The following is a 22884-nucleotide window of genomic DNA, read 5'->3' as shown; positions in this document are numbered from 1 at the left end:
GTAAATGAACAAAAAATGCGCTCCAGACTGGATCGCCGTGGATTGGGGCACAACCCATCTGCGCGCCTATGCCATGCAGGGCGCAACCGTTGTTTCGCGCGCGAAATCGGACGATGGGATGGGCCGTTTGAAACCCGCAGATTTCGAACCCGCCCTGCGCGCATTGATCGGCGATTGGCTGGCAGGTGGCAACGTGCCTGTGATCGCCTGTGGCATGGTCGGATCGCGTCAGGGGTGGGTCGAGGCCCCCTATCGCGCGGTGCCTTGCGCGCCATTGACGGACACGCTGACGACAGCCCCCACCACGCAAGGCCTGGAGGTTCGGGTGATCTGCGGCCTGTCCCAAAACAACCCCGCGGATGTCATGCGCGGCGAAGAGACCCAGGTCGCCGGTTTCCTGCATCTCAACCCCGGCTGGGACGGGGTGCTGTGTCTGCCCGGAACGCATACCAAATGGGTTCACCTCAGCGCGGGTGAAGTGGTCAGTTTCCAGACCTTCATGTCCGGCGAGCTCTTTGCCCTGATCAGCCAGAATTCCGTGCTGCGTCATAGTGTTATCGGTGAAGGCTGGGACGCAGGCGCTTTTGAAGCCGCGGTCAGCGATGCCATGTCCCACCCCGAACGGCTGGCCGCACGGCTGTTTTCTCTGCGCGCAGCTGATCTGTTGCATGGGACCGCCGCATCCGTCAGCCGCGCTGCACTATCGGGCCTTTTGATTGGCGGCGAGCTGGCCGCTGCACGACCCTATTGGCTGGGTCAGAACACCGCGATCCTGGGCACCGGCACACAGGCGCGGGCCTATCAATCCGCCCTGCGCGCACAGGGCGTTGAGGCCATGCGCGTCGATAGCGAACGCGCAACCCTTGCCGGGCTGACGACGGCATATAAAACAACGAAGGCCACGTTATGACACTCCCCCTGATCGCCATTCTGCGCGGGATCACACCGCCCGAGGCTCCCGCCATCGCTCAAGCCCTGCTGGACGCTGGCATCACCCAGATCGAAGTCCCGCTGAACTCGCCCCACCCGCTGGAAAGCATCGCCATTCTGGCACGCAGCTTTGGGGATCGCGCGCTGATCGGGGCCGGAACGGTTTTGAGCGTGGCCGAAGTCAACGCGGTTGCAGAGGCAGGCGGCCAGCTCATCGTATCGCCCAATTGCAATGTCGATGTGATCTGTGCAACCAAATCGCTTGGCATGCAAAGCTGGCCCGGCATTTTCACGCCCACCGAAGCCTTCGCCGCCCTGAAGGCCGGAGCGGATGGGTTGAAACTCTTCCCCGGTGCTATGGCGGGCACGGCGGGGCTTGCCGCCATGCGCCCGATCCTGCCCAAAGACACGCTGGTCTTTGCGGTCGGCGGGGCGGGGCCTGAAAATTTTGCCGATTGGATCAAGGCAAGCGCGGATGGGTTCGGGCTTGGCTCCGCCCTCTACAAGCCGGGCATGAGCGTCCGGGACGTCGCAAGCCATGCCAAAAGCATCGTCGAGGCCTATCAACAGGCCACCGCGTGACACCCGCCCCCTTTGACACCCGCCGCTGTCAGCTTGGCGAAGGCCCGCTGTGGCACCCCATACGCAAGCAATTGTTCTGGTTTGATATTACTGGCCACAGATTGTTGAGCCAGAATGCCGGTATCCCGCTGGAATGGCATTTTGACGAACCCGTCTCCGCCGCCGGGTGGATTGATGAGGATAATTTGCTTGTCGCCTCCGCCACCGGCTTATGGCGTTTCAACCTGAATGAGGGCGACAAAACCCTGATCGAGCCACTGGAAGGCTCAAACCCCGAAACACGCTCCAACGACGGGCGCGCGGACCCCTGGGGCGGGTTCTGGATTGGAACGATGGGCCTCAATGCGCAGCCGGGTGCCGGGGCGATTTATCGCTTTTACCGCGGCGAAATACGCAGGCTGTTTGACGCAATCACCATCCCCAACGCCATCTGCTTTGCGCCCGACCGCACTCTGGCCTATTTCACGGACACCGCCGACGCGCGGCTCATGACGGCACCGCTGGACCGCGAAGGGTGGCCTGCTGGTACGCCAAGCGTTTTAATCGATTTCAGGACGGATAAGCTGAACCCGGATGGGGCTGTCGTGGATCAAAACGGCGCGCTCTGGATTGCGCAATGGGGGGCTGCGCGCGTCGCGGTTTATTCGCACGAAGGTGTTTTCCAGCACAGCCTGCCAATCCCACCGACACAGACCACCTGCCCCGCATTCGGAGGCGAAGATATGACCACCTTATTCGTAACCACTGCCATGCAAGGCATTGATCCAGAACGATTGCGCCTGGAACACTGGCATGGGCAGACCTTTGCCATTCCCGGTGCCGGGGCCGGGATTGCCGAACCGCAGGTGCTGCTGTGAAACGCGCGCTTGGCGTGTGTTATTACCCCGAACACTGGCCCGAAGAAATGTGGACACAGGACGCCGCCCACATGGCGGAGGCTGGCATTTCATGGGTGCGCATTGGTGAGTTTGCCTGGAGCCGGCTGGAGCCGAGTGCGGGGGTTTTCACTTTCGACTGGCTGGACCGCGCGATTGAGGTCCTCAGCAACGCGGGCCTTAAAATCATCCTCGGCACGCCGACCTGCACGCCACCGCGCCGGATGCTGGAACAGTTTCCCGACATGCTGGCCCTGGACGCGCAGGGCCAGCCCCGCAAATTCGGCGCGCGGCGGCATTATTGTTTCAGCCACGCAGGGTACCGCGCCGCCAGCGGGCGGATTGCAGAAATTCTGGGCGACCGATACGGGCGCGATACGCGCATTCATGGCTGGCAAATCGACAATGAATACGGGTGTCACGACACGGTTCTGTCCTATTCGGATGCCGCGCGGGATGCGTTTCGAGACTGGCTTGCGGCGCGCTATGTCACGGTTGAGGCGCTGAACGCGGCTTGGGGGAATGTATTTTGGTCGATGGAATACGGTGATTTCGACGAAATCGACCTGCCTAACCTGACCGTAACCCAACCCAATCCCAGTCACGAACTTGCCTTCCGGCGTTTCAGTTCTGATCAGGTCGTGCGTTATCACGAGGTGCAGGTCGCCGCACTGCGGGTGCGCACCGACAGGCCTTTGATCCATAATTACATGGGGCGCGTGCTGGATTTTGATCATTTCGAAGTGGGCGCCGCGCTCGATATTGCCAGCTGGGACAGCTATCCGATCGGGTTCCTGTCTGACCGCCTGGAGGCCAGCGCCGCGCATAAGATCCGCTATCTGCAACAGGGCGATCCCGACATGCAGGGGTTTCACCATGACCTTTACCGCGCGGTCGGTAAGGAGGGGCGCTGGTGGGTGATGGAACAACAGCCCGGCCCGGTGAATTGGGCACCTTTTAACCCCGCGCCTCTGCCTGGCATGGTGCGCCTGTGGTCCTGGGAGGCCTTTGCGCATGGGGCTGAGGTTGTGAGCTATTTCCGCTGGCGCCAGGCCCCTTTTGCGCAGGAACAGATGCACGCAGGCCTGCGCCGCCCGGATGACGCCCCAGCACCCGGCCTGGCCGAGGTCACGCAGGTCGCACGCGAAATCGCACAAATGCCCGACATCGCGCTACAACAAGCCGAGGTCGCCTTGATCTTTGACTACCCCTCTGAATGGGCCTGGACCACCCTGCCCCAAGGCCAGGGTTTTAGCTATTTCGCTTTAATGCTAGATGCTTACAGGGCGTTGCGCGCGCAAGGGCTGTCTATCGACATCCTGCCCTCCACGGTCCGCGACCTTTCGGGATATCGCCTTGTGCTGGCACCGGGCCTTGCGACATTACCCGACGGTTTGGAGGCCGCCTTGACGGGGGCTGTGACCCTCATTGGTCCGCGCGCGAACGCCGTGACGCCCGAAATCTCGATCCCGCTGCCGATGGGGCCGAACCTTGCGGGGCTTGATGTCACCGTCACGCAGGTTGAAACCCTACCGCCCCAAATCGCGCGCACTGTCAAGGGCGGCGGGGCGCTGCATCATTGGGTCGAAACGCTCGAAGGGACCGCGCAGACCTCTTATGAAACCGACAACGGGCAGGCCGTCGTCAAGCACACAGGCAATCTACATTATCTGGCGGGCTGGCCTGATGCGACGCTGTGGGCGCGGCTGGTTGCGGATCTGGCAAAACAGGCCGGGGTTAACACCCGAGAGATGCCCGAAGGCGTACGCCTGCGCGCGACACAAACACATGTCTTTGCGTTTAATTACAACGCTGAAGCGGTGGCATTTGATGGGGTTACGATCCCGCCAGCCGGGGTGCATTGGTGGCCGGTCTAGATCCGCCCGGACGCATCAGGCCGACAGGCTAAAAGCCAAACAGCCCAAAAGTGCGGCCTCATCCTGTGTGATCACCGAAATTGCCACCGGGGGTAGCGTGGATTTCACCGTGGGTTGCGCGCTTACGGTTTGCACAAAAATATCGCGCGCGGGGCTGTCGAGCAGCGCGCGCACCACGGAACCGGCCAGAAAAATACCGCCCGTCGGCATGTAAAGCAGGCGCAAATCCTGCACCCATTCGCCCAACATATGAGCAAAGACTTCGCGGCTGGCCATCGCCGCCGCATCCCCGAGCGCCGCACGCTCCAGCACGACGCGCGCGTCCAACCGAACACCTGTCGCTTCATGATGCAAGCGCGACAGGCCCGGGCCGGAGATCACATCCTCAACACAGCGCACCCAAGGGGCCGGTTTGTCCAAATAGGCCTCCAGGGGTGTGCGCATACGGCTTGGGAGGCTGCCCAAACCCGCTTCGGCCAACAGGCAAGTGACACCGCCACTGTGCGATAAAACCGGGCTGACATTAAACCCGGTGCCAATCCCGACCACAAGGCGCTGCATCTGCGCGGCGAGGCTCGGTTCAGCGGGCAATAAAACGCGCACCCCATCTTCATCCAAAAGATCAAGAGCATACCCCAAAGCCCCAAGATCATTCATTAAATTTACCCGGTCGATATCCAGAGAACGGGCCAGGTCGCGCGTGTCAAACTGCCAATCACGATTGGTCAGCCGCGCGCTCACGCCGTTTCCCGGCCCGGCCACCGCCACGGTAAGCGCCTCAATCTGGCGTACTTTCACCTGCCCCAGATAGGCCGCGAGCGCCGCATCAAAGCTTGCGCAATCATCATTTTGAAACCGCCGGGTCAGCGCGGCGTCAATGACCCCGCCACGCGCACAGGCAAACCGTACATTCGTACCGCCTACATCTGCCAGAATTAATGCCATGATATTCTGTCCTTAGACGAAGCGATTGATGTAATTTTCTAGGATTTCCTGTTGTCCGGACCGCGGTTCCGGGTCGATCCCACCCTCACAGACAGCCGTTTCGATCTGCTCTAACGTGCCATCGGCCAACCAATCGCGCGCGCGCGGATCATCCCAGCCTATGTACCGCGCGTCGCGCGCAGCTTCCAGCCCACCGTCCGCGATCATTGCCGCCGCGGCCTTTAGCCCACGCGCGCAGATGTCCATCGCCCCTACATGTGCTGCGATCAAATCCAGCGGGTCCAGGCTCTGGCGGCGCAGCTTCGCATCGAAATTCGTCCCCCCCGTGCTGAACCCACCAGCCTTCAGCACCTCGTAATAGGCCAGCGCCACCTCAGGCACATTGTTGGGAAATTGATCCGTGTCCCAGCCAGATTGGTAATCATTGCGGTTCATGTCGATGGAGCCGAAAATCCCCAGCGCCGAGGCCATGGCCAATTCATGCTCAAAGCTATGACCGGCAAGGATTGCATGGCCCTGTTCAATGTTCATCTGGACCTCATTTTCCAGACCGAATTCCTTGAGGAACCCGTAGACGGTGCAGACGTCGTAATCATATTGATGCTTGGTCGGCTCCTGCGGTTTCGGCTCAATAAGGATCGCGCCCTTGAAGCCGATCTTGTGTTTGTATTCCACCGCCATTTGCAGGAACCGCCCGGCCTGCGCGCGTTCGCGTTTCAAATCCGTGTTCAGCAGGGTTTCATACCCCTCGCGCCCGCCCCAGAGCACGTAGTTTTCACCCTTGAGCTTATGGGTCGCATCCATGCAGTTCTTGACCGTAGCCGCCGACCAGGCAAAGACCTCCGGATCGGGATTCGTCGCGGCTCCCGACATGAAACGACGGTGCGAAAACAGGTTCGCCGTGCCCCAGAGCAGCTTGGTCCCCTGCGCTTCCATCTTGGTGCCAATATAGTCGATGATCTCTTCGAAATTGCGTTTGCTGGCGGCGAAACTGTCGTCTTCGGGGCGGATATCCGCGTCGTGCCAGCAGAAATAGGGCTGGCCCAGCAGGGCGAACATCTCAAAGGCCACATCCGCCTTGAGCCGCGCCAGATCCATCGTATCGCCGAACCACGGGCGCTCAAACGTCTGCCCGCCAAAGGGATCGCCACCGGGCCAGGCAAAGCTGTGCCACCAGGCCACGGCAAAGCGCAAATGGTCTTCCATCCGCTTGCCCATGACCATTTCATCGGCGTTATAGTGGCGATAGACCAATTGATCCACGGGCGCGTCCGGGGCATAGGTAACGGGCGAAATGCCTGCGAAGAAGTCGGTCATAGGGCCTCCTTAAGGGCTTGATAGGCTGAGCGATATTGGTGATGGCGCGCGCTGAAGGCCTCCTGCAACGCCGGTTGCGGGGCGATCGTGCGGGCGGTTGCGGGCGCGGTTGCCAGTTCGGCCCCGGCCCCCGTCGCGGCCATCTGCGCCAGACGCGCCGCGCCGAAGGCGCCACCAAAATCACCGTCGCGCGGTACATCAATGGGCATATCCAGCACCGTGGCCAGAAGGCTCAGCCAATAGTCGGATTTGCTGCCCCCGCCGACGGCAACAAGGCTGTTGATCTGCGTGCCCGTGCTGGCCAGCGCATCATGGCAGTCCTTAAACGCAAAGCTGACGCCCTCCAGTACGGCGCGGGTGGCGGCGGTCTGATCGGTGGCATGGGACAGCCCAAGGAACGCCCCCCGTGCCGCCGCATCATTATGCGGCGTCCGCTCGCCCCCCAGATAGGGCAGGAATAGGGTTTCAGACGGCGGTTCCAGCGCGCCAAGCCCTTGCGTCAGCGCATTTGCATCCGAACCGACCAATTGGGCGTACCAATTGAGCGCGTCCGTACAGGCCAGGATGACCCCCATCTGGTGCCATGTCTCGGGCAGCGCGTGACAGAAACTATGCACCGCACTGGGCGCATCGGGTTGATAGGACGCAGAGGCCGCAAAAAGCACACCCGACGTGCCCAGCGAAATAAACGCCTGACCCGGTTTTACGACGCCCATACCCACGGCGGCGGCGGCATTATCCCCCGCCCCGCCCGCGACCACCACGCCTTTGGGCAGGCCCCAACGCATCGCCAATGTGTCGCGCAGGTGGCCCGAAACTTCGGAGCCTTCTACCAGCCTCGGCATGTGATCGCGGCTCAATCCAGAGGCTGTCAAAAGTGCATCCGACCAATCGCGCTTGCCCGTGTCGAGCCAACTGGTTCCGGCAGCATCGGACATTTCCGATACGGCCTCGCCCGTGAGCCAGAGACGCAGGTAGTCCTTGGGCAGCAGGATTTTAAATGTCTTTTCCCAAACCTCGGGTTCATTATCGCGCACCCATGCGACCTTGGGTGCGGTGAAGCCTGGGAACACGATGTTGCCGCTCAGCGCGCGCCATTGCGGGTCGCCGTCAAGGCGCGCGGCCTGGCGGTAGCTGCGCGTATCATTCCAGAGCATGCAGGGCCGCAGCACATTATCGGCACCGCCCAGCAACGTCGCCCCATGCATGTGGCCGCTCAGGGCCATACCGCGCACATCTTTCAGGTCGCGCTGCGCAGCAAGGGCCGTCATGACCGTTTCAGCAGCTGCCAGCCAATCCGCCGGATTCTGCTCAGACCAGCCGCTCTGGGGCCGCGTGACACTTAAAGGTGCGGTGGCCTCGGCAAGTATGCGTTGATCCGCGTCGATCACCACGCCCTTGAGCCCGGAAGTCCCCAGATCGAGTCCCAGATACATGATTTACGCCGCCTGATCCGGCTTTTTGCCCATAATGATCATGCTCAGAATGTCATCCTCGGTCACATCCTCGACGCGCTCGGTACCGATCATCTGGCCGTTTTTCATCACCGACACGCGGTCGCATAAGTCCAGCATTTCGCGGGTGTCATGGCTGATCAGGAAAATACCCAGACCCTGTTTTTTCAACTCGTGAATGAGCTCGGCCACCATCTGCGTTTCATGCACGCCCAACGCCGCCGTGGGTTCATCCATGATCAGGATTTTAGCGTTGAAATAGACCGCGCGCGCGATGGCCACCGATTGACGTTGCCCGCCCGACAGCGCGCTGACTGGCTCTTTGAGTTTCTTGAAGTTGGGATTGAGGCGCGCCATGATCTTGGCAGTCTCGCTCTCCATCTTGGCGTCATCGACAAAGCCCATGCCGGTGACCAATTCACGCCCCAGAAACAGGTTGGAGGCTGCATCGAGATTATCCGCCAGCGCCAGCGTCTGGTAGATGGTTTCGATGTTGTAATCGCGCGCATCACGCGGGCTGGTGATTTCCGCCCTTTCACCGTTGATCCATATCTCGCCGCTGTCTTTTTGATAGGCCCCCGCGAGGATCTTGATCAGCGTCGATTTACCGGCACCGTTATGGCCGAGAAGGCCGACGACTTCGCCGGGATAGAGATCGAGGCTGACGTGATCGACCGCGCGGATGCCGCCAAAGGAGATCGAAATATCCTTGAGTTGGACAAGCGGGGTTTCGGTGCGTTGGGTTGTCATGGTTTTTCCCCTCACTTCGATTTGCGGCGGTAAAGAATGTCGAGATAGACGGCAAGGACAAGCACCGAGCCGACGACGATCTGCTGCATGGCCGCGTCAAAGCCGATCAGCACCATACCAGTTTGCAAGGATTGCATCACCAGCGCGCCGAGGATCGCCCCGTATATCGTCCCCACACCGCCCGCGAGTGATGTACCCCCGATCACGGCGGCGGCGATCACATAAAGTTCGTCCAGCGTGCCAAGCGCGTTGGTGGCCGAGCCGAGGCGGGCCGAAGCCACCACGGCGGAAAGCCCGGTCAAAGCACCCATCAGCGCGAAGATTTTCACAGTCATCCAGCGGGTATTGATGCCTGCAAGCTCCGCCGCCTCCGGGTTGCCCCCGATGGCATAGACGTAACGCCCGAACCGCGAGCGCGACATCAGGATGGTCATGAAGATCGCGACGGCCACAAGGATCAGAACCGGAATGGCGAAACCATGCGAGATGAACAAGCCGCCATCGGGGATTTCGATGCTGTTGGCTTCGGCGTAACGGCGCACGATGCCGCGCGGCCAGGGGTAGGCGTTGACCAGCAGGACGGCGGCGATCACAGCACCACAGCCGACAATGGCGATGAAGCTCTCCGCCCAGACCGGGCGCTGTGCGATGTTGAAGCTGTTGCGTTTGCGGCGGCCCATTATGATCAGGCCGAGCACCGCCGCGCAGCCCAGAAGCCCCACGATCCAGCTGCCCGTGGCACCGATCGCCCCGTAAGGCCCGCCCCCCAGCAAGGCGAACGTCGGATCAACCGGCGAAATGGTCTCGCCGCGCGCCACAAGGAAAGCCGCGCCGCGCCAGACCAGCAAGCCGCCCAGCGTTACGATAAACGCGGGGATCTTGCCATAAGCGATCAGCGCGCCGTGAAAGGCCCCGATAAAGGTGCCGCAGATGATGCCCACCAGGATCGCAATGATCCAGATCAGCGGATGTCCGAGGCCAAGGTATTGCGGCAGTATATTGACCTGCACCACCCCCATGATGATCGCGCAGAACCCCAGGATCGATCCGACCGAGAGGTCAATGTGGCGCGTGATGATGACCAGCACCATCCCCGTCGCCATGATCCCGATGGAGGCGGTTTGCACCGACAGGTTCCACAGGTTGCGCGGCGTCAGGAAAAAGCCGCCGCCGCGAAACATCTGGCCATAAAAATGGAAACCGATCCAGATCAGCGCCAGCGCGCCCAACATGCCCAACAGGCGTGTGTCCAGTTCGGTTTCGCGGAAAAACCGCGCCACGGCGCCTTCTGCTTCGGGCTTTGAACCCGTCGGTTGGGTGGTTTGATCGCTCATGTGTCGCGCCCCGTTCAAGATATGGTTTTCCCGATTGCGTGCGAACACGCAGGAAAATCACATCGACAATGTAGAATTTTGGTAAAAGCCGGGCGTGCTCAACCACGCCCGGCAGGATCAAGGCAGATCAGCAGCCCGCAACGCCAGCCATCGCACCCGCACAGGCTTTTTCCTGAGAGATGTGCCCGGCGTCAATTGCCTGGCTCAGGTTGCCCGCTGTGATCGGCGTCGGGGACAGGAAGATCGCGTTCATTTCAACGCCATTCTCGCCACCGGACCATTTGACCGCGTTCTTGACATCCGCCAAGGCCGTACCACTTGCCAGATCCAGCGCGATATTGGCCGCCGCGGCCCCAAGTGCGCGGGAGTTTTTCCACACCGAAACGGTCTGCTCGCCACGTGCCACACGGTTGAGCGCCGCATGATCGCCGTCCTGGCCACCGACCGGAATGTTCAGACCTTGTGCCGCCAATGCGGCAATCGCGCCGCCTGCCATACCATCGTTCTGGGACAGCACCGCATCGACGTTATTGTCGTTCGCGGTCAGGATCTGTTCCATGTTTTTCTGAGCGTTGTCAGGCTTCCAGCCGTCGGAAAAGACCTCACCCACAATTTTGATCTCGCCAGCTTCGACCTTTTCGCCAATGACTTCCATCATCCCCTCAAGCAGGAAACCGGCGTTTGGATCGCCCTTGTCGCCCTTGATGATGGCAAAGTTACCATTTGGCTGCGCCGCAACCACGGTTTCGGCGATGATGCGGCCCACACCTTTGTTATCAAAGGTCAGATAAAACGCGCGCGGGTCTTCGATCAGACGGTCATAGCCCACAACCGGAATACCTTCGGCATCGGCTTTGTCCACGGCGGGGCCAACGGCATCCTTATCCACGGACAGGATAATCAAAGCATCCGCACCCTGTGCGATCAGCGCCTCGACATCGGTCAACTGTTTGGCGGCCGAGTTTTGTGCATCAGCGGACATATATGTCGCCCCGGCATCGTTCAGCGCCGCCTTGATTGCGGCCTCATCCGTTTTCCAGCGCTCTTCCTGAAAGTTGGACCAGCTGACGCCGATCTTGAGCTCTTCGGCATAGGCGGCGGTGCTCAGGGCGGCCGAAATGGCGACGCCCATGACTATGATCTTCTTCATGATATCCTCCCAAAGGACAGTTCAATTCACTGTGGATGCCCATTTTCATTTTGGCATGGTGAAAAGGATTGACTGTTTTAATTCAGCTGTCAAAATAAATTTATGCTGTTTGAGCAAAAATATTGGGCATATCTCAAAAAATGCCTTTATACCTTGGTAAAACGGACAAAATTGCCGGTTTTATTTTTGGCGGGTGAATAAATGAATATCGAGATTTCTCAACCTTACGATGAAGAGCCCCTGTTGGGCTGTGGTCCGATTCGCCCTGAACCCGATGCCAGCGGGGCCAGCCTGCGTCACCGCGTCTTCGAACAGGTCCGCTCGGCAGGGCAGATTTCACGCATTGATCTGGCCAAACAACTGCGCGTCAGCCCCGCCTCCATTACGGCACTTGTGGCTGAATTGCTGGATCTGGGGTTGTTGCGCGAAAGTCAGGACACCACCCGCACCACGACCCGTGGCCGCCCCCCTGTCGCGCTTTCCGTACAGCCGGACGCGGGCTATGTCGTGGGCATCAAACTGGCACGCGCACAGCATACCGCCCTGCTGGTGGATGCCGCCGGTCGGCCTTTGGCGCAGGCCAGCCTTGCCTGCGCGCTCCGGCGCCGGTCACTGGCGCAGATGATCACCGAAACCGGGCAGGTCCTGGATGCTCTGCTGGAACAAGCCAACCTGTCGCGCGCCGATATCGCCTGCATCGGTCTCGGTATGCCCGGCATGATTGATCACGCCTCGGGTCAGATGGTCTGGTCCCCGCTGCTCACGGAAAAAAACCGCCCCCTGCGCGCGCTGGCAGAGGATGCCTTTGGGGTGCCCGTCGCGGTCGATAACGACGCCAACCTTGTGACCCTTGCGGAACTGTGGTTCGGCAAGGGCCGCGCCATGGCTGATTTCGCGGTGGTCACTGTGGAACAGGGCGTCGGCATGGGCCTTGTGATCAACCACCGCCTGTACCGCGGGGCTGGATCGCTGGGCATGGAGCTTGGCCACACCAAGGTGCAGATGGACGGGGCGCTGTGCCAATGCGGGCAACGCGGATGTCTGGAGGCCTATATCGCCGATTACGCGCTGGTGCGGGAGGCCTCCACCGCGCTGGACCCCTCGGATCTGGGCACTGTCGCGCCCGATGTGATGCTGCAACAGCTCTATGAACAGGCCAAGGCGGGCAATGAGGCGGCCCGCGTTATCTTCCGGCGCGCCGGTCGGTTTCTGGCACTGGGGCTCGCCAATATCGTGAACCTGTTTGACCCGCCCCTGATCATTTTGGCGGGGGAACGTATGCAATATGATTACCTTTATGCCGATGAGGTGCTGCGCGAGATGCACAGCCTGTCTCTGAACCGGGACGCGGCCCCGCAACAGGTCGAAACCCACGCCTGGGGCGATTTGATGTGGGCGCATGGGGCGGCGGCGCTGGCTCTTTCGGAAATCGCAGACGCCATGGCGGAGCGGCGGGTATGAGGCTCCTTGCCCTGTGCATGATCGCGCAGACCGCCCAGGCCGAGGTGGTTTTCGAGGACCTGTCGGCCCACCTGCCCGAGCACCAATACACCGGAGGGTGGGAGCATTTTGTCGGCGGCGGCGTTGCGGTGTTCGACTGTAACGGGGACGGGCTGCCCGATCTGCTGGCCGCAGGCGGCGAGAATCCGGCGCACCTGATGGTCAACCAGGGCGAAATGCAATTTACCACCGCCCCCCTGCCCGGATTCACCGGGACCACCGGAGCCTATCCGCTGGATGTGGATGGGGACGGCCACCTTGATGTGATGCTGCTGCGCGTGGGTGAAAACCAGTTGCTGCGCGGGGATGGGGCCTGTGGTTTTGCGCCCGCAAATGACCTCTGGGGCTATGCGCCGCAGGATCAATGGTCCACAGCCTTCTCCGCCACATGGGAAGACAACGGGCCGGTCATGGCCGTAGGCAATTATGTGGATCGCAACGACCCGGACGGTCCGTTCGAGGCCTGTGATACAAACGCGCTGCATGTCTGGCGCGATGGCGGCTTTGATCGCCAACGGCTCGAACCGGGGTTTTGCGCGCTCTCGATGCTGTTTGCGCGTGATGCCAGCGGCACCAAGCGCCTGCGCATCTCCAATGATCGCCACTATTACGTACGCGCCGGGTCCGAGCAGATGTATGACCTCGGCCTCGCAAGGTTTCTCGGGGTCGAAGATGGTTGGGAGCGCATCCGGCTCTGGGGCATGGGCATCGCCAGCCGCGACATCACCGGGGATGGGCGCGCCGAAGTGATGCTGACCTCGATGGGGGATCAGCTGATGCAGATCGCCGGGGCGGACGGGCTCTATACCCGCGCGCCTTACGGGCTTGGCACCTATGCGCAGCGCCCGCATCTGGGTGATGACGGGCGCCCCTCGACGGGCTGGCACGCTGAATTTGGCGATCTGGACAATGACGCGCGCCCCGATCTGTTTATCGCCAAGGGTAATGTGGATCAAATGCCGGGGCTGGCGATGGAGGATCCCAATTCGCTGTTGATCCAACAGCCCGATGGCATCTTTGTCGAGCGTTCAATCGAGGCCGGCGTTGCCACAGTGGATCGGTCGCGCGGTGCGGCGCTGGTCGATCTGGACGGGGATGGGCGGCTTGATCTGGTGGTGATGAACCGGCGCGCGCCCATGGAGCTTTACCGGAACGTGACGCGGGACACGGGGCATTGGTTAGCGGTCGATTTGCGCATGCAAGCGCCGAACACAAGGGCCGTGGGCGCTTTGGTCGCGCTCACCGCAGGCGGTGTGACCCAGGTCCAGGAAATCACAATCGGTGGCGGTCATGCCGGCGGTCAGGCGGGACCTTTGCACTTTGGTCTGGGTGCTGCGGACAGCGCGCAGCTGAAAATCACCTGGCCCGATGGGCGCATCACCGAACATCGCGATATCACGGTGGATCAACGGCTGGTGCTGCGCCCCTAACGGTCGATCGGCAAACCGCTCGGCACGGCTTGAGGAATGCCCAAACGCCCCTCCAGGGCTTGCGGGTCGCTCAATTGCTCCAAGAACGCGACCAAGGCCGCGATATCCGCAGGCGTCAAGGCAACAGGTGCGATCTGGATCGCAGCACGCAAGGCCGCCTGCTCAACAGGGTCTTCTATGTGCCGCCAATCCTGTGCCTCCGGCAAATCCGGCAGGATCACGGCTGCGGGATCAAACCGCGCCAGCGCCTGCGCAGGGGAGGCGTGATCGCGGATGAATGCGGCCAGATCCGCATGGCTGCCGGTATGCCCGTAGGGACCGGTCAGCGCGACGTTGCGCAGGGACGGTGTGCGAAACGCATAGGCATCCGCGGCGCGCCCGGTCACACGCATCCTTCCCCTATCCCGCGCATGGCTTTCAAACCGCGCGGCCTTGCCGGGGCCGAATTGCGGCACGCCCATGACGTGAAACCCGTGATCCGTCTGGAATTTGCCGCCGTGGCAGGTGCCACACCCTGCGTCGCCGTAAAACAGCGCCATGCCCAGTTTGGCCGGTGCTGGCATCTGCGCCGTCCCGCGCAAATAGGCGTCAAAAGGGCTGGTGTCGGAGCGCCACTCAAAGGCGACAAAAGCGGCAATCGCATCGGATATATCGGTAAAGCTCAGGTGCCTCGCGTCCGGAAAGGCCTGCGCAATCAAGGGCGCATAGCCCGGCGTGTCCGACACCCGCGCGCTCAATTTGTCCCACGCGCCACCCGGTCCCGTGATCCGCCCTTGCCGCACCGCCTGAGAGATGTCGTTTTCGCTGTAATGCCCGGCCATTTCATCCGGGCTCAGCACCGGAAACATGGTCTGTGCGGACAAAAGATTGGCAAAGCCCTGCGTCATCTCCGCGCCCATCGGCGTGCGCAAGCCACCCGGTTTGCTCGGGTCCACCTCAATGCGGCCATCATGGAACATGCGGGTGAATTCATGCGCCCCAAGATTGAAAAGGGCTGGCGCATTGCGCGGGATTCGTTGTTCGGGGGTGTTGTCCACACTGGCATGGCGCTGCGGCCCAAGCCCAATGCCCCCCTCGCCCAGCGACAGGGCCACACCATCGGCGGTTGCGAATTTCGGGTGGTGGCAGGTGGCACAGGAGATGTTGCGATTGCCCGACAGGATCGGGTCATAAAACAGCATCTGGCCCAGGCGGACCTGTGCTTGCTCCACGTCCATGTAATCGCCATCGGTGATCGGAGCCGGAAGCTCGGCACAGGCCGCCGCACCAAATACTGCGGCGCTGAAGATCGTCAATAATCGCATCAGTAGAACCCGAAAAATCTGTTTGCTCCCGCACAGTGGCCTGCCCGGATCACACGCCCGGTGGTGGCGCGGATCGCCCCCTCAAAGAATGGCAGCGCAAAAGGGAGCGGGCAAGGCTTCACCTGTGTGCTGGTGGCGATTTGCGGCGCAGAGGGTGGCGTCAAACACCAATGATACGATCCGCAAACCCCGGTTTTTTGTGCAACTACGCCCGCCAAGCCCCACATCCCAGATCAGGTTTTCACATCGGGTTCGATCCGACCAATCAGCGCCTGCATCCGGGTGACTTCTATCACCGCATCGCGCACCTGTTGCAGCGCAACATCCACCGCCAATCCGTGTTCGGCTTCGGGTGGGACGTATTGCTCCAGATAAACCCGCAAGGTCGCCCCTTCGGTGCCGGTTCCAGACAAGCGCAGTACCGCGCGCGCCTCGCGGGCAAATCCGATGCGCAATCCTTGATTGTGACTGACCGACCCATCCACCGGATCGTGATAGGAAAACTCATCCGCGCTGGTGATTTCAATCCCACCAACTGTTTTTCCCGGCAGATCGCTCAGCGTGGCGCGCAACCCCTCCATCAACGCGTTCGCAGCCTCCACCGGCACGGCTTCATAATCATGGCGCGAATAATAGTTGCGCCCGTAAGTGGCCCAGTGATCACGCATGATCTCAGCGACCGATTGCCTGCGCTCTGCCAGAATATTGAGCCAGAGCAAGACCGCCCAAAGCCCGTCTTTCTCGCGCACGTGATCGGACCCGGTCCCGGCGCTTTCCTCCCCACAAAGCGTCACTTTTCCTGCATCCAGCAGATTGCCAAAGAACTTCCAGCCCGTCGGTGTTTCAAAACAATTTAACCCGAGGCGTTCGGCGACCTTGTCGCTCGCCCCGCTTGTGGGCATGGAACGCGCCACACCCGCCAAGCCTGCCTTATACCCCGGTGCCAGATGCGCATTGGCCACCAGCACCGCGAGACTATCTGATGGGGTCACATAAGCGGCGCGCCCGACAATCATGTTGCGATCCCCGTCCCCATCCGAAGCCGCCCCGAAATCCGGCGCGGTGCCGGACATCATCTCATCCATCAGGATATTGGCCCAAACCGGGTTTGGATCAGGATGCCCCCCGCCGAAATCTTCGCTGGGGATTGCGTGGATCACTGTGCCCTTGGGCGCACCCAATGCCCCCTCCAGGATCGCCGTTGCATAGGGCCCCGTGACCGCATGCATGGCATCAAATCGCATGGTAAACCCACCCGTAAACAACGCGCGGATCTTGGCAAAATCAAACAGCGTTTCCATAAGCGCCAGGTAATCCACCACCGGATCGACTATGTCGATCTGCATATCGCCAAGCGGGGTTGTTCCGATGTTTGACAGGTCAATATCGGGCGCATCCATGATTCGGTATTCGGAGATCACCTGTGTCTGTTCAAACATTGATTGTGTAATGTTTTCAGGGGCCGGACCACCATTGCTCACGTTATATTTGATGCCGAAATCCGCATCGATCCCGCCTGGATTATGGCTCGCGGAGAGCACAAAACCACCGTCGGTTTTGCGTTGCCGAATGAGGTTGGACACCGCGGGCGTGGACAGCAACCCACCCTGCCCGACAACCACCCTGGAGGCCCCATTGGCCGCGGCCATCTTCAGGATGATCTGGATGGCCTCGCGGTTGAAAAACCGCCCGTCCCCCCCGATGACAAAGCTCTTCCCGGTCGCCCCGCCAATCGCGTTCAGCGTCGCTTGCACGAAGCACTCCAGATAGCCCGGCTCCATGAAAACGCGCGTTTTTTTGCGCAGCCCCGAGGTGCCCGGTTTCTGGCCCTCAAACGGACCTTTGGAAATGCTCTGAATGCTCATGGTTGCTCCTTTCGGGGTTTTCTATCACGGGTGCTACGCCCGGCCTGTGCCATGACGGTGGCGGTATCGCGCAGCCCGGTGTGTTGCGCCAATTCGGCGATGGACAGTGGCAGCTTACGACGCCAGTTGGGGTGTTCATCAATCGTGCCGGGCAAGTTCTGCGCATCGCGCACACCAATCACATCATCAAGCTGCACAGCCACAAGCGCGGTTGGCCCCATCGCCAGATCCCCATGTACGCGGTCCGCCAGATCACACGCATCCAGCCCCGGCAAAGCCTTTTGCGGCCCGCCCATCAGCGCGGCTTTTTCACGCGCACGCCGCTTTTGCGCGGCGGTTTTTTCGCCCTGATTGATCCACCCCAGCCGGTGCCACCAGGCAATGTCATCCGCGTCCCAGAACCCCTTTACGGTCGGGGTATCATGGGTGCCGAAACAGGCCAGCGATTGCGGCCGCAGATCGCGCGCCTTGCGAAACGCGTCGTTTTCCGTCTTTTCATATTGCACGACCGTATAGCTATAAAGCCCCTTGGCCATCATCGTTTCGCGAAACCCATCCGGCACCAATCCGAGGTCTTCGCCAATGATCACCGTCCCCGCCCGCTGCGCCTCGATGGCGATGATCGCCATGAGCGACTGAAAGGGCTGACGAATATAGCCACCGGGCGCGCCATTGTCGGGGATCCAATAGCTGCGGTTTAACCCCAAGGCATGATCAATCCGCAAAACGCCACAATGCTGCATGACCTGCCACAAAACTTGTCGAAACGGTGCGTATTTATGCGCGCGCAGCAGGCGGGGGGCATAGGCGGCCAGCTGCCAGTTCTGTCCCGCCGGGCTGAGATGGTCTGGCGGTGCCCCCAAGGAGACCCCCCGCGCCAGCGTCTGCGCACCCGCCCAGGCCTCTGCCCCGTCCAGGCGCGCGCCCACAGCCAGGTCGAGATAGAGCCCCAGCGCCATGCCACTGTCCTGACTGCGCTGCTGGGCTGCGGCAAGCTGGCGCGCTGCAAGCCATTGAAGCCAGATATGAAACGTCACATCCAAATCAGGGACGGCCAGATACGCCGAATTTGGTTGCCTCAGCGCATCGGGCCATTCGCGCCACTCCGGCCCATGGGTTTCACTGAGCGTTTCAAACAGGGCAAAATCAGCCAAAGCGCACCCGCCTGCTTGCGTAAAACCCTGCAAGTCGGCCCGGTGATCCGGCGATGCCGTCGATTGAAACGCCGCGTAACCCGCGCGCAAAGCGGCGCGGTGCTGCTGGCCAAAACCCCGGTAGTCGATCAGCTCTTGATCCCCAGCCTGTGAGCGCGCAGGCACAGGCACCTGCGGAATTTCATCCATGCAGATGTGGTTTATGTTCAAAAACCCGCGGTGGGTCGGCGAATAGGGGCTGATCGTCGCGCCGTCACCCCACCCAAAAGCATGCACGGGATTAATACCGATAAAGCCCGCGCCCTGTGCACCCAAAACCTCTCCCAGCCGCGCCAGATCGTCAAAGCTGCCCAATCCACGGCTTTTATCCGATCTGATCCCGTAAAGCGTGGTAACCACCCCCCAAATCCGATCTGTGCCCGCGATATCCTGCAAGGACGGCGCGCGCTCGGGGGCGGCGATCAATGTCACGCTCTGGCGGGTGTTGGCGTGTTGAACGATCAACTCATGCACGCCGGCGGGCAGGCCGGGCAATTCGATATCGCCCTCACTTTTCCCCTCAGCGCCAATGGTTTGGCTCCCTTCAAGAACCACCTGCCACTGCGTCGGACAGGCGCAGGGAACGCGCGCGCGCTGCTCACAGGTCACAACAACGTCCTGAGGCAAAAGACGCTCGACCGCCTCCGCACGCAACAGCGCAAGCGTGTCCGCGATGGCGCGATCGGTATCCGCTTCAAGCCCATTCGCCTTGATCAGCGCACGTTGCGTTTCCGGGTTTGTCGCGCAAATATCCCCCGATAAATCCGTGAATTCCGGAAAAACACCACATAGCGCCGCGAGATCGGCAAGCCTCTGATCCGAGCGCATTTTCAGGTCTCCGGCATCAGGGCAAGCGCGACCACGCATGGCCCCTGCAATGTGAGCGCGCTGTGCTGTACATTATCCACACCCCGCGATGTTGATGCCGTATCGAGACAGGTTTGCCATTGGAAGCCGCTGGGCGCTGCGGGCACGGAGACCTTTTCGCAGGTCCCCGTCCGGTGAAAAATCGCGAAAATGGCCTCGTTGTGATCGCTATGTGCCGCCGCTTCAGCCGAGGCGCGCAACATCAAACATAGGCTGGAGAGGTTGGGATCGCGCCAATTGAGCGGGTGGCCCTGAAAATCCATCCATTCGACATCTCTCAGCCCATCTGCAGGGCGCTGCGCAGCATGCAAAAAGCGGGACTGACGCAACACGCGATGCGCCTTGCGCAGCGCCGCCAGCATGGCCACAAAATCCGCCATTTCTGCGTCCCCCGCCGCCCAATCAAGCCAAGCAATCTCGTTGTCCTGACAATAGGCGTTGTTGTTGCCCCATTGGGTATTGCCGATTTCATCCCCGGCAAGGAGCATCGGCGTGCCCTGCGATAAAAACAGCGTGGCCAGCATATTGCGTTGGCGACGGATGCGCATATCGGTAATCTCGGGATCCTCCGTTGGGCCCTCAACCCCGCAGTTATCGGAATGATTGGCGTTATGGCCGTCCTGATTTTCCTCGCCATTCGCCTCATTGTGACGCCGCGCATAGCGGGTGATATCGGCCAGGGTGAAACCATCATGTGCCGCCAGAAAATTCACCGACGACCAGGCGCGCCGCCCGCCCCGGTCAAATTCACCAGCCGAGCCCAGCAAACGCGCGCCAAGCTCTTGCGCCGAATGTGCCTCGCCCTTCCAGAAACGCCTGACGGTATCGCGGTAAGCGTCGTTCCATTCGCCAAATTTGGGCGGAAACTGACCCAGACGGTAGCCGCCCGGACCAATATCCCACGGCTCGGCGATCATCTTGATCCCGGCCAGCACAGGATCCTGGCGCAGCGCATCCAGAAACCCACCCTGCACGTCAAAGCCGTGATCTTCACGCGCCAGCGTCGTGGCAAGATCAAAGCGAAACCCGTCCACGCCCATGCATTCCACCCAGAACCGCAGCGAATCCATCACCATACGCAACACATGCGGATGCGAAACATTCACCGTGTTCCCGGTGCCCGTATCGTTGACGTAATAGCGCGGCTGGCCGTTGATCAGGCGGTAATAGGAGGCATTGTCCAGCCCCCGGTAACACAGGGTCGGGCCGCGATGATCGCCTTCGGCGGTGTGGTTATACACCACGTCGAGAATGACCTCGATGCCCGCGTTATGAAAGCGGCGCACCATGTTGCGAAACCCTTGCAGGCCTTCGGGGCCAAAATAGCGCGGTTCCGGCGTAAAAAACCCGATTGTGTTGTAACCCCAATAGTTTGTCAGGCCTTTTTCAAGTAAAAACCCGTCATTTATGAAGCTCTGGACGGGCAGAAGTTCGACCGCGGTAACGCCCATTTTTTGCAAGTGCTCAATCACGGCATCCGAGGCCAGCCCATCATAGGTGCCCCGCAGCGCCGCGCTGACGTCGGGATGCAGCTGCGTTGCGCCCTTGACGTGGGTCTCATAGATCAGCGTCTCTTCCCAAGGACGGCCCAGCGGCGTTGTGATGGCTGCAAAGGTCTCGGGGTCTGAAACCACGGATTTTGGCACAAACCGCGCCGAATCGCGGCTGTCAAATGATAAATCCAGCGCGCTGGATTTCAAATCATACCCCAGCACCGCCGGATCGTTGATCCACCTGCCGCGCAATTCACGCGTGTAAGGGTCGAGCAGCAATTTATTGGCGTTAAAGCGGTGCCCGTGCTCGGGGGCATAGCTGCCATGAGCGCGATACCCATAGAGCGTTCCGGCCGGAAGGCCCGCGACGGATCCGTGCCAGATGTCCCCAGTGCGCTCCGGCAGGCTCAGCCGCGCCGTTTCACGCGCGCCGTCCGGCGAAAACAAGCACAGGTCAATCCGGGTGGCATGGGCCGAAAACACCGCAAAATTGACGGTATCGCCCTCAAGATGCGCCCCCATCCGATGGGGTGTTCCAGAGGCAATGCCATATTCCATCAGGATCCATCCCGCTGTGATTTTGCGCCTATCATCTCGCTATAGATATCCCGATAGGCCCCGGCAGAGACATCCCATCCGACGGGATGGCGCATGGCGCGCCGCATCATCGCCGACCATACTCCCGGTTGGTCAAAAAGATCGCAGCTGCGCAAGATCGCCTGCTCAAGAGCCGCTTTGGTAACGGGCGCGAATTGCACACCGGTGGCGCATTTTGCCGTTAACGCCGCCTCATTCGCGTCGATCACCGTATCCGCAAGACCACCCGTGCGCGCCACCACGGGGATCGTGCCATAGCGCAACCCATATAATTGCGTCAGACCGCAAGGCTCAAAGCGCGAAGGGATCAAAATGGCGTCACTGCCCCCCTGCATCAGATGCGACAGGGGTTCATCATAGCCGATGATCACCCCGACAGAGCCCGCATAGCTGTGCGCGGCCCCGACGAACCCGGCCTCGAGGGCCTTGTCCCCACTGCCCAGCACGGCCAGTTTGGCACCGCGCGCCACGAGCGTCGGCAGCGCTTCGAGCAGCAGATCGAGCCCCTTTTGCGTGGTCAATCGGCTGACCACACAGAACAGCGGGCCGGTTTGATCGTCGTTCAGTCCAAATCGGCGCAGGACTTCCGCGCGATTTTTAGCCTTGGGTTTGAGGCGGCGCACCGAATAGGGGGCGACGAGGTCCATGTCCGTTTCCGGGTTCCAGACCTCCAGATCAATACCGTTGAGGATGCCCGATAAATCCGACGCCCGCGCCTGCATCACCCCCTCCAACCCCATTCCGAACTCCGGCACCATCAATTCGCGCGTATAGGTCGGGCTGACGGTGGTAATCTTATCGGCGAAGGCAAGGCCTGCCTTCAAAAACCCGATATGGCCAAAATACTCGATGCCTTCCGGGGTATAGAGTGCGGGGGAAAGCCCCAAGGCACTGATCAGCGACGGATCAAACAGCCCCTGAAACGCGATATTATGGATGGTCAGCACGCAGGGCGGCGTTGTCCCTTTATGGGCATAGAGATAAGCCGGCACCAGCCCGGCCTGCCAATCATGCGCGTGCACGACGTCGGGTTGCCAGTCCGGCAAGGCCCCGGTTGCGATCTGTGCGGCGACAAAGGAGAGCGCTGCGAAACGTTGCGCGTTATCGGGCCAATCCTGCCCGTCCTGGCCAAGATAGATATTGCCGGGGCGTGCAAAAAGATGCGGTGCATCCAGCAAGAGCAACTCGATGCCCTCGGCGTGGCAGGCCACAAGGCGCGCGGCCCCGCCGTGCAGGTCTGCAGACCGCCAGATGGTTTCGCCGGACGCCACCAGCGCGTCAAAAGCCGGATAGGCGGGGAGTAACACGCGCGCCTCCACGTCCAACGCAGCCAGGGCTTTAGGCACCGCACCGATCACATCCGCAAGCCCGCCCGTCTTGACGAAGGGGGCGCATTCCGAGGCCACAAACAGTATTTTCAC

Annotated in this window: 17 protein-coding genes; 6 read left to right on the top strand and 11 right to left on the bottom strand. The window is 61.0% G+C overall.

Annotated elements, in window-relative coordinates; genetic code table 11:
- Positions 1–4 precede the first annotated feature (4 nt).
- From ROLI_RS08570 to ROLI_RS08555, 4 genes are read left to right on the top strand one after another with little or no spacing between them, the layout of a single operon-like run.
- The gene (locus ROLI_RS08570) at positions 5–910 is read left to right on the top strand and encodes a 2-dehydro-3-deoxygalactonokinase (RefSeq protein ID WP_187428813.1); all 906 of its coding nucleotides are present in this window, start codon (positions 5–7) and stop codon (positions 908–910) included.
- Complete coding sequence (locus tag ROLI_RS08565) at positions 907–1512, top strand: 2-dehydro-3-deoxy-6-phosphogalactonate aldolase (protein ID WP_187428814.1); 606 nt, start codon at positions 907–909, stop codon at positions 1510–1512. Before ROLI_RS08570 ends, ROLI_RS08565 begins: the two co-directional genes overlap by 4 nt.
- The gene (locus tag ROLI_RS08560; protein WP_187428815.1) at positions 1509–2369 is read left to right on the top strand and encodes an SMP-30/gluconolactonase/LRE family protein; all 861 of its coding nucleotides are present in this window, start codon (positions 1509–1511) and stop codon (positions 2367–2369) included. Before ROLI_RS08565 ends, ROLI_RS08560 begins: the two co-directional genes overlap by 4 nt.
- Positions 2366–4264, top strand: a complete 1899-nt coding sequence (locus ROLI_RS08555; protein WP_187428816.1) for a beta-galactosidase — start codon at positions 2366–2368, stop codon at positions 4262–4264. Before ROLI_RS08560 ends, ROLI_RS08555 begins: the two co-directional genes overlap by 4 nt.
- Positions 4265–4279: 15 nt before the next feature.
- On the opposite strand, the gene ROLI_RS08550 is transcribed toward ROLI_RS08555, so the two are convergent.
- The 6 genes from ROLI_RS08550 to ROLI_RS08525 all read right to left on the bottom strand — a co-directional run bounded on the left by ROLI_RS08550 (position 4280) and on the right by ROLI_RS08525 (position 11214).
- Positions 4280–5209: a glucokinase gene (locus ROLI_RS08550; RefSeq protein ID WP_187428817.1), complete on the bottom strand. Its 930-nt coding sequence runs from the start codon at positions 5207–5209 to the stop codon at positions 4280–4282.
- Between the two features lie 12 nt (positions 5210–5221).
- Positions 5222–6526: a xylose isomerase gene (gene xylA / locus ROLI_RS08545; protein WP_187428818.1), complete on the bottom strand. Its 1305-nt coding sequence runs from the start codon at positions 6524–6526 to the stop codon at positions 5222–5224.
- Entirely contained in the window at positions 6523–7962 is a 1440-nt protein-coding gene (gene xylB / locus ROLI_RS08540) for a xylulokinase (protein ID WP_187428819.1), read from the bottom strand. The genes xylA and xylB overlap by 4 nt, the downstream gene beginning before the upstream one ends.
- A gap of 3 nt (positions 7963–7965) precedes the next feature.
- Positions 7966–8730, bottom strand: coding sequence for an ATP-binding cassette domain-containing protein (locus tag ROLI_RS08535; protein WP_187428820.1), 765 nt, complete (start codon positions 8728–8730; stop codon positions 7966–7968).
- Positions 8731–8741: 11 nt separating this feature from the next.
- On the bottom strand, positions 8742–10064 hold the full coding sequence (locus ROLI_RS08530) for a sugar ABC transporter permease (RefSeq protein WP_187428821.1): 1323 nt from the start codon (positions 10062–10064) through the stop codon (positions 8742–8744).
- A gap of 127 nt (positions 10065–10191) precedes the next feature.
- Entirely contained in the window at positions 10192–11214 is a 1023-nt protein-coding gene (locus ROLI_RS08525) for a substrate-binding domain-containing protein (protein WP_187428822.1), read from the bottom strand.
- Positions 11215–11415: 201 nt separating this feature from the next.
- Between ROLI_RS08525 and ROLI_RS08520 the strand changes: the two genes are divergently transcribed.
- Together ROLI_RS08520 and ROLI_RS08515 are read left to right on the top strand one after the other, a co-directional pair.
- Positions 11416–12675, top strand: coding sequence for an ROK family transcriptional regulator (locus ROLI_RS08520; RefSeq protein ID WP_187428823.1), 1260 nt, complete (start codon positions 11416–11418; stop codon positions 12673–12675).
- Positions 12672–14144: a CRTAC1 family protein gene (locus ROLI_RS08515; RefSeq protein WP_187428824.1), complete on the top strand. Its 1473-nt coding sequence runs from the start codon at positions 12672–12674 to the stop codon at positions 14142–14144. The genes ROLI_RS08520 and ROLI_RS08515 overlap by 4 nt, the downstream gene beginning before the upstream one ends.
- Here the strand turns inward: ROLI_RS08515 and ROLI_RS08510 are convergent.
- The 5 genes from ROLI_RS08510 to glgA all read right to left on the bottom strand — a co-directional run bounded on the left by ROLI_RS08510 (position 14141) and on the right by glgA (position 22884).
- A complete protein-coding gene (locus ROLI_RS08510) occupies positions 14141–15448 on the bottom strand; it encodes a cytochrome-c peroxidase (RefSeq protein WP_187428825.1) in 1308 nt (435 codons plus the stop codon). The genes ROLI_RS08515 and ROLI_RS08510 overlap by 4 nt on opposite strands.
- A gap of 233 nt (positions 15449–15681) precedes the next feature.
- Positions 15682–17313, bottom strand: coding sequence for an alpha-D-glucose phosphate-specific phosphoglucomutase (locus ROLI_RS08505; RefSeq protein WP_187428826.1), 1632 nt, complete (start codon positions 17311–17313; stop codon positions 15682–15684).
- Complete coding sequence (gene malQ / locus ROLI_RS08500) at positions 17310–19334, bottom strand: 4-alpha-glucanotransferase (protein WP_187428914.1); 2025 nt, start codon at positions 19332–19334, stop codon at positions 17310–17312. The genes ROLI_RS08505 and malQ overlap by 4 nt, the downstream gene beginning before the upstream one ends.
- Positions 19335–19336: 2 nt before the next feature.
- Positions 19337–21424, bottom strand: a complete 2088-nt coding sequence (gene glgX, locus ROLI_RS08495; protein WP_187428827.1) for a glycogen debranching protein GlgX — start codon at positions 21422–21424, stop codon at positions 19337–19339.
- Positions 21424–22884, bottom strand: coding sequence for a glycogen synthase GlgA (gene glgA, locus ROLI_RS08490; protein WP_187428828.1), 1461 nt, complete (start codon positions 22882–22884; stop codon positions 21424–21426). The genes glgX and glgA overlap by 1 nt, the downstream gene beginning before the upstream one ends.

The organism is Roseobacter fucihabitans, assembly GCF_014337925.2.
Taxonomy (GTDB): domain Bacteria; phylum Pseudomonadota; class Alphaproteobacteria; order Rhodobacterales; family Rhodobacteraceae; genus Roseobacter; species Roseobacter fucihabitans.
This window is presented reverse-complemented; position numbering and strand designations above follow the sequence as displayed.

Coding starts and splice junctions, on each gene's coding strand:
- ROLI_RS08570 (WP_187428813.1), top strand. CDS start 5: ATGAACAAAAAATGCGCTCCAGACTGGATCGCCGTGGATTGGGGCACA.
- ROLI_RS08565 (WP_187428814.1), top strand. CDS start 907: ATGACACTCCCCCTGATCGCCATTCTGCGCGGGATCACACCGCCCGAG.
- ROLI_RS08550 (WP_187428817.1), bottom strand. CDS start 5,209: ATGGCATTAATTCTGGCAGATGTAGGCGGTACGAATGTACGGTTTGCC.
- xylA (WP_187428818.1), bottom strand. CDS start 6,526: ATGACCGACTTCTTCGCAGGCATTTCGCCCGTTACCTATGCCCCGGAC.
- xylB (WP_187428819.1), bottom strand. CDS start 7,962: ATGTATCTGGGACTCGATCTGGGGACTTCCGGGCTCAAGGGCGTGGTG.
- ROLI_RS08535 (WP_187428820.1), bottom strand. CDS start 8,730: ATGACAACCCAACGCACCGAAACCCCGCTTGTCCAACTCAAGGATATT.
- ROLI_RS08530 (WP_187428821.1), bottom strand. CDS start 10,064: ATGAGCGATCAAACCACCCAACCGACGGGTTCAAAGCCCGAAGCAGAA.
- ROLI_RS08525 (WP_187428822.1), bottom strand. CDS start 11,214: ATGAAGAAGATCATAGTCATGGGCGTCGCCATTTCGGCCGCCCTGAGC.
- ROLI_RS08520 (WP_187428823.1), top strand. CDS start 11,416: ATGAATATCGAGATTTCTCAACCTTACGATGAAGAGCCCCTGTTGGGC.
- ROLI_RS08515 (WP_187428824.1), top strand. CDS start 12,672: ATGAGGCTCCTTGCCCTGTGCATGATCGCGCAGACCGCCCAGGCCGAG.
- ROLI_RS08510 (WP_187428825.1), bottom strand. CDS start 15,448: ATGCGATTATTGACGATCTTCAGCGCCGCAGTATTTGGTGCGGCGGCC.
- ROLI_RS08505 (WP_187428826.1), bottom strand. CDS start 17,313: ATGAGCATTCAGAGCATTTCCAAAGGTCCGTTTGAGGGCCAGAAACCG.
- malQ (WP_187428914.1), bottom strand. CDS start 19,334: ATGCGCTCGGATCAGAGGCTTGCCGATCTCGCGGCGCTATGTGGTGTT.
- glgX (WP_187428827.1), bottom strand. CDS start 21,424: ATGGAATATGGCATTGCCTCTGGAACACCCCATCGGATGGGGGCGCAT.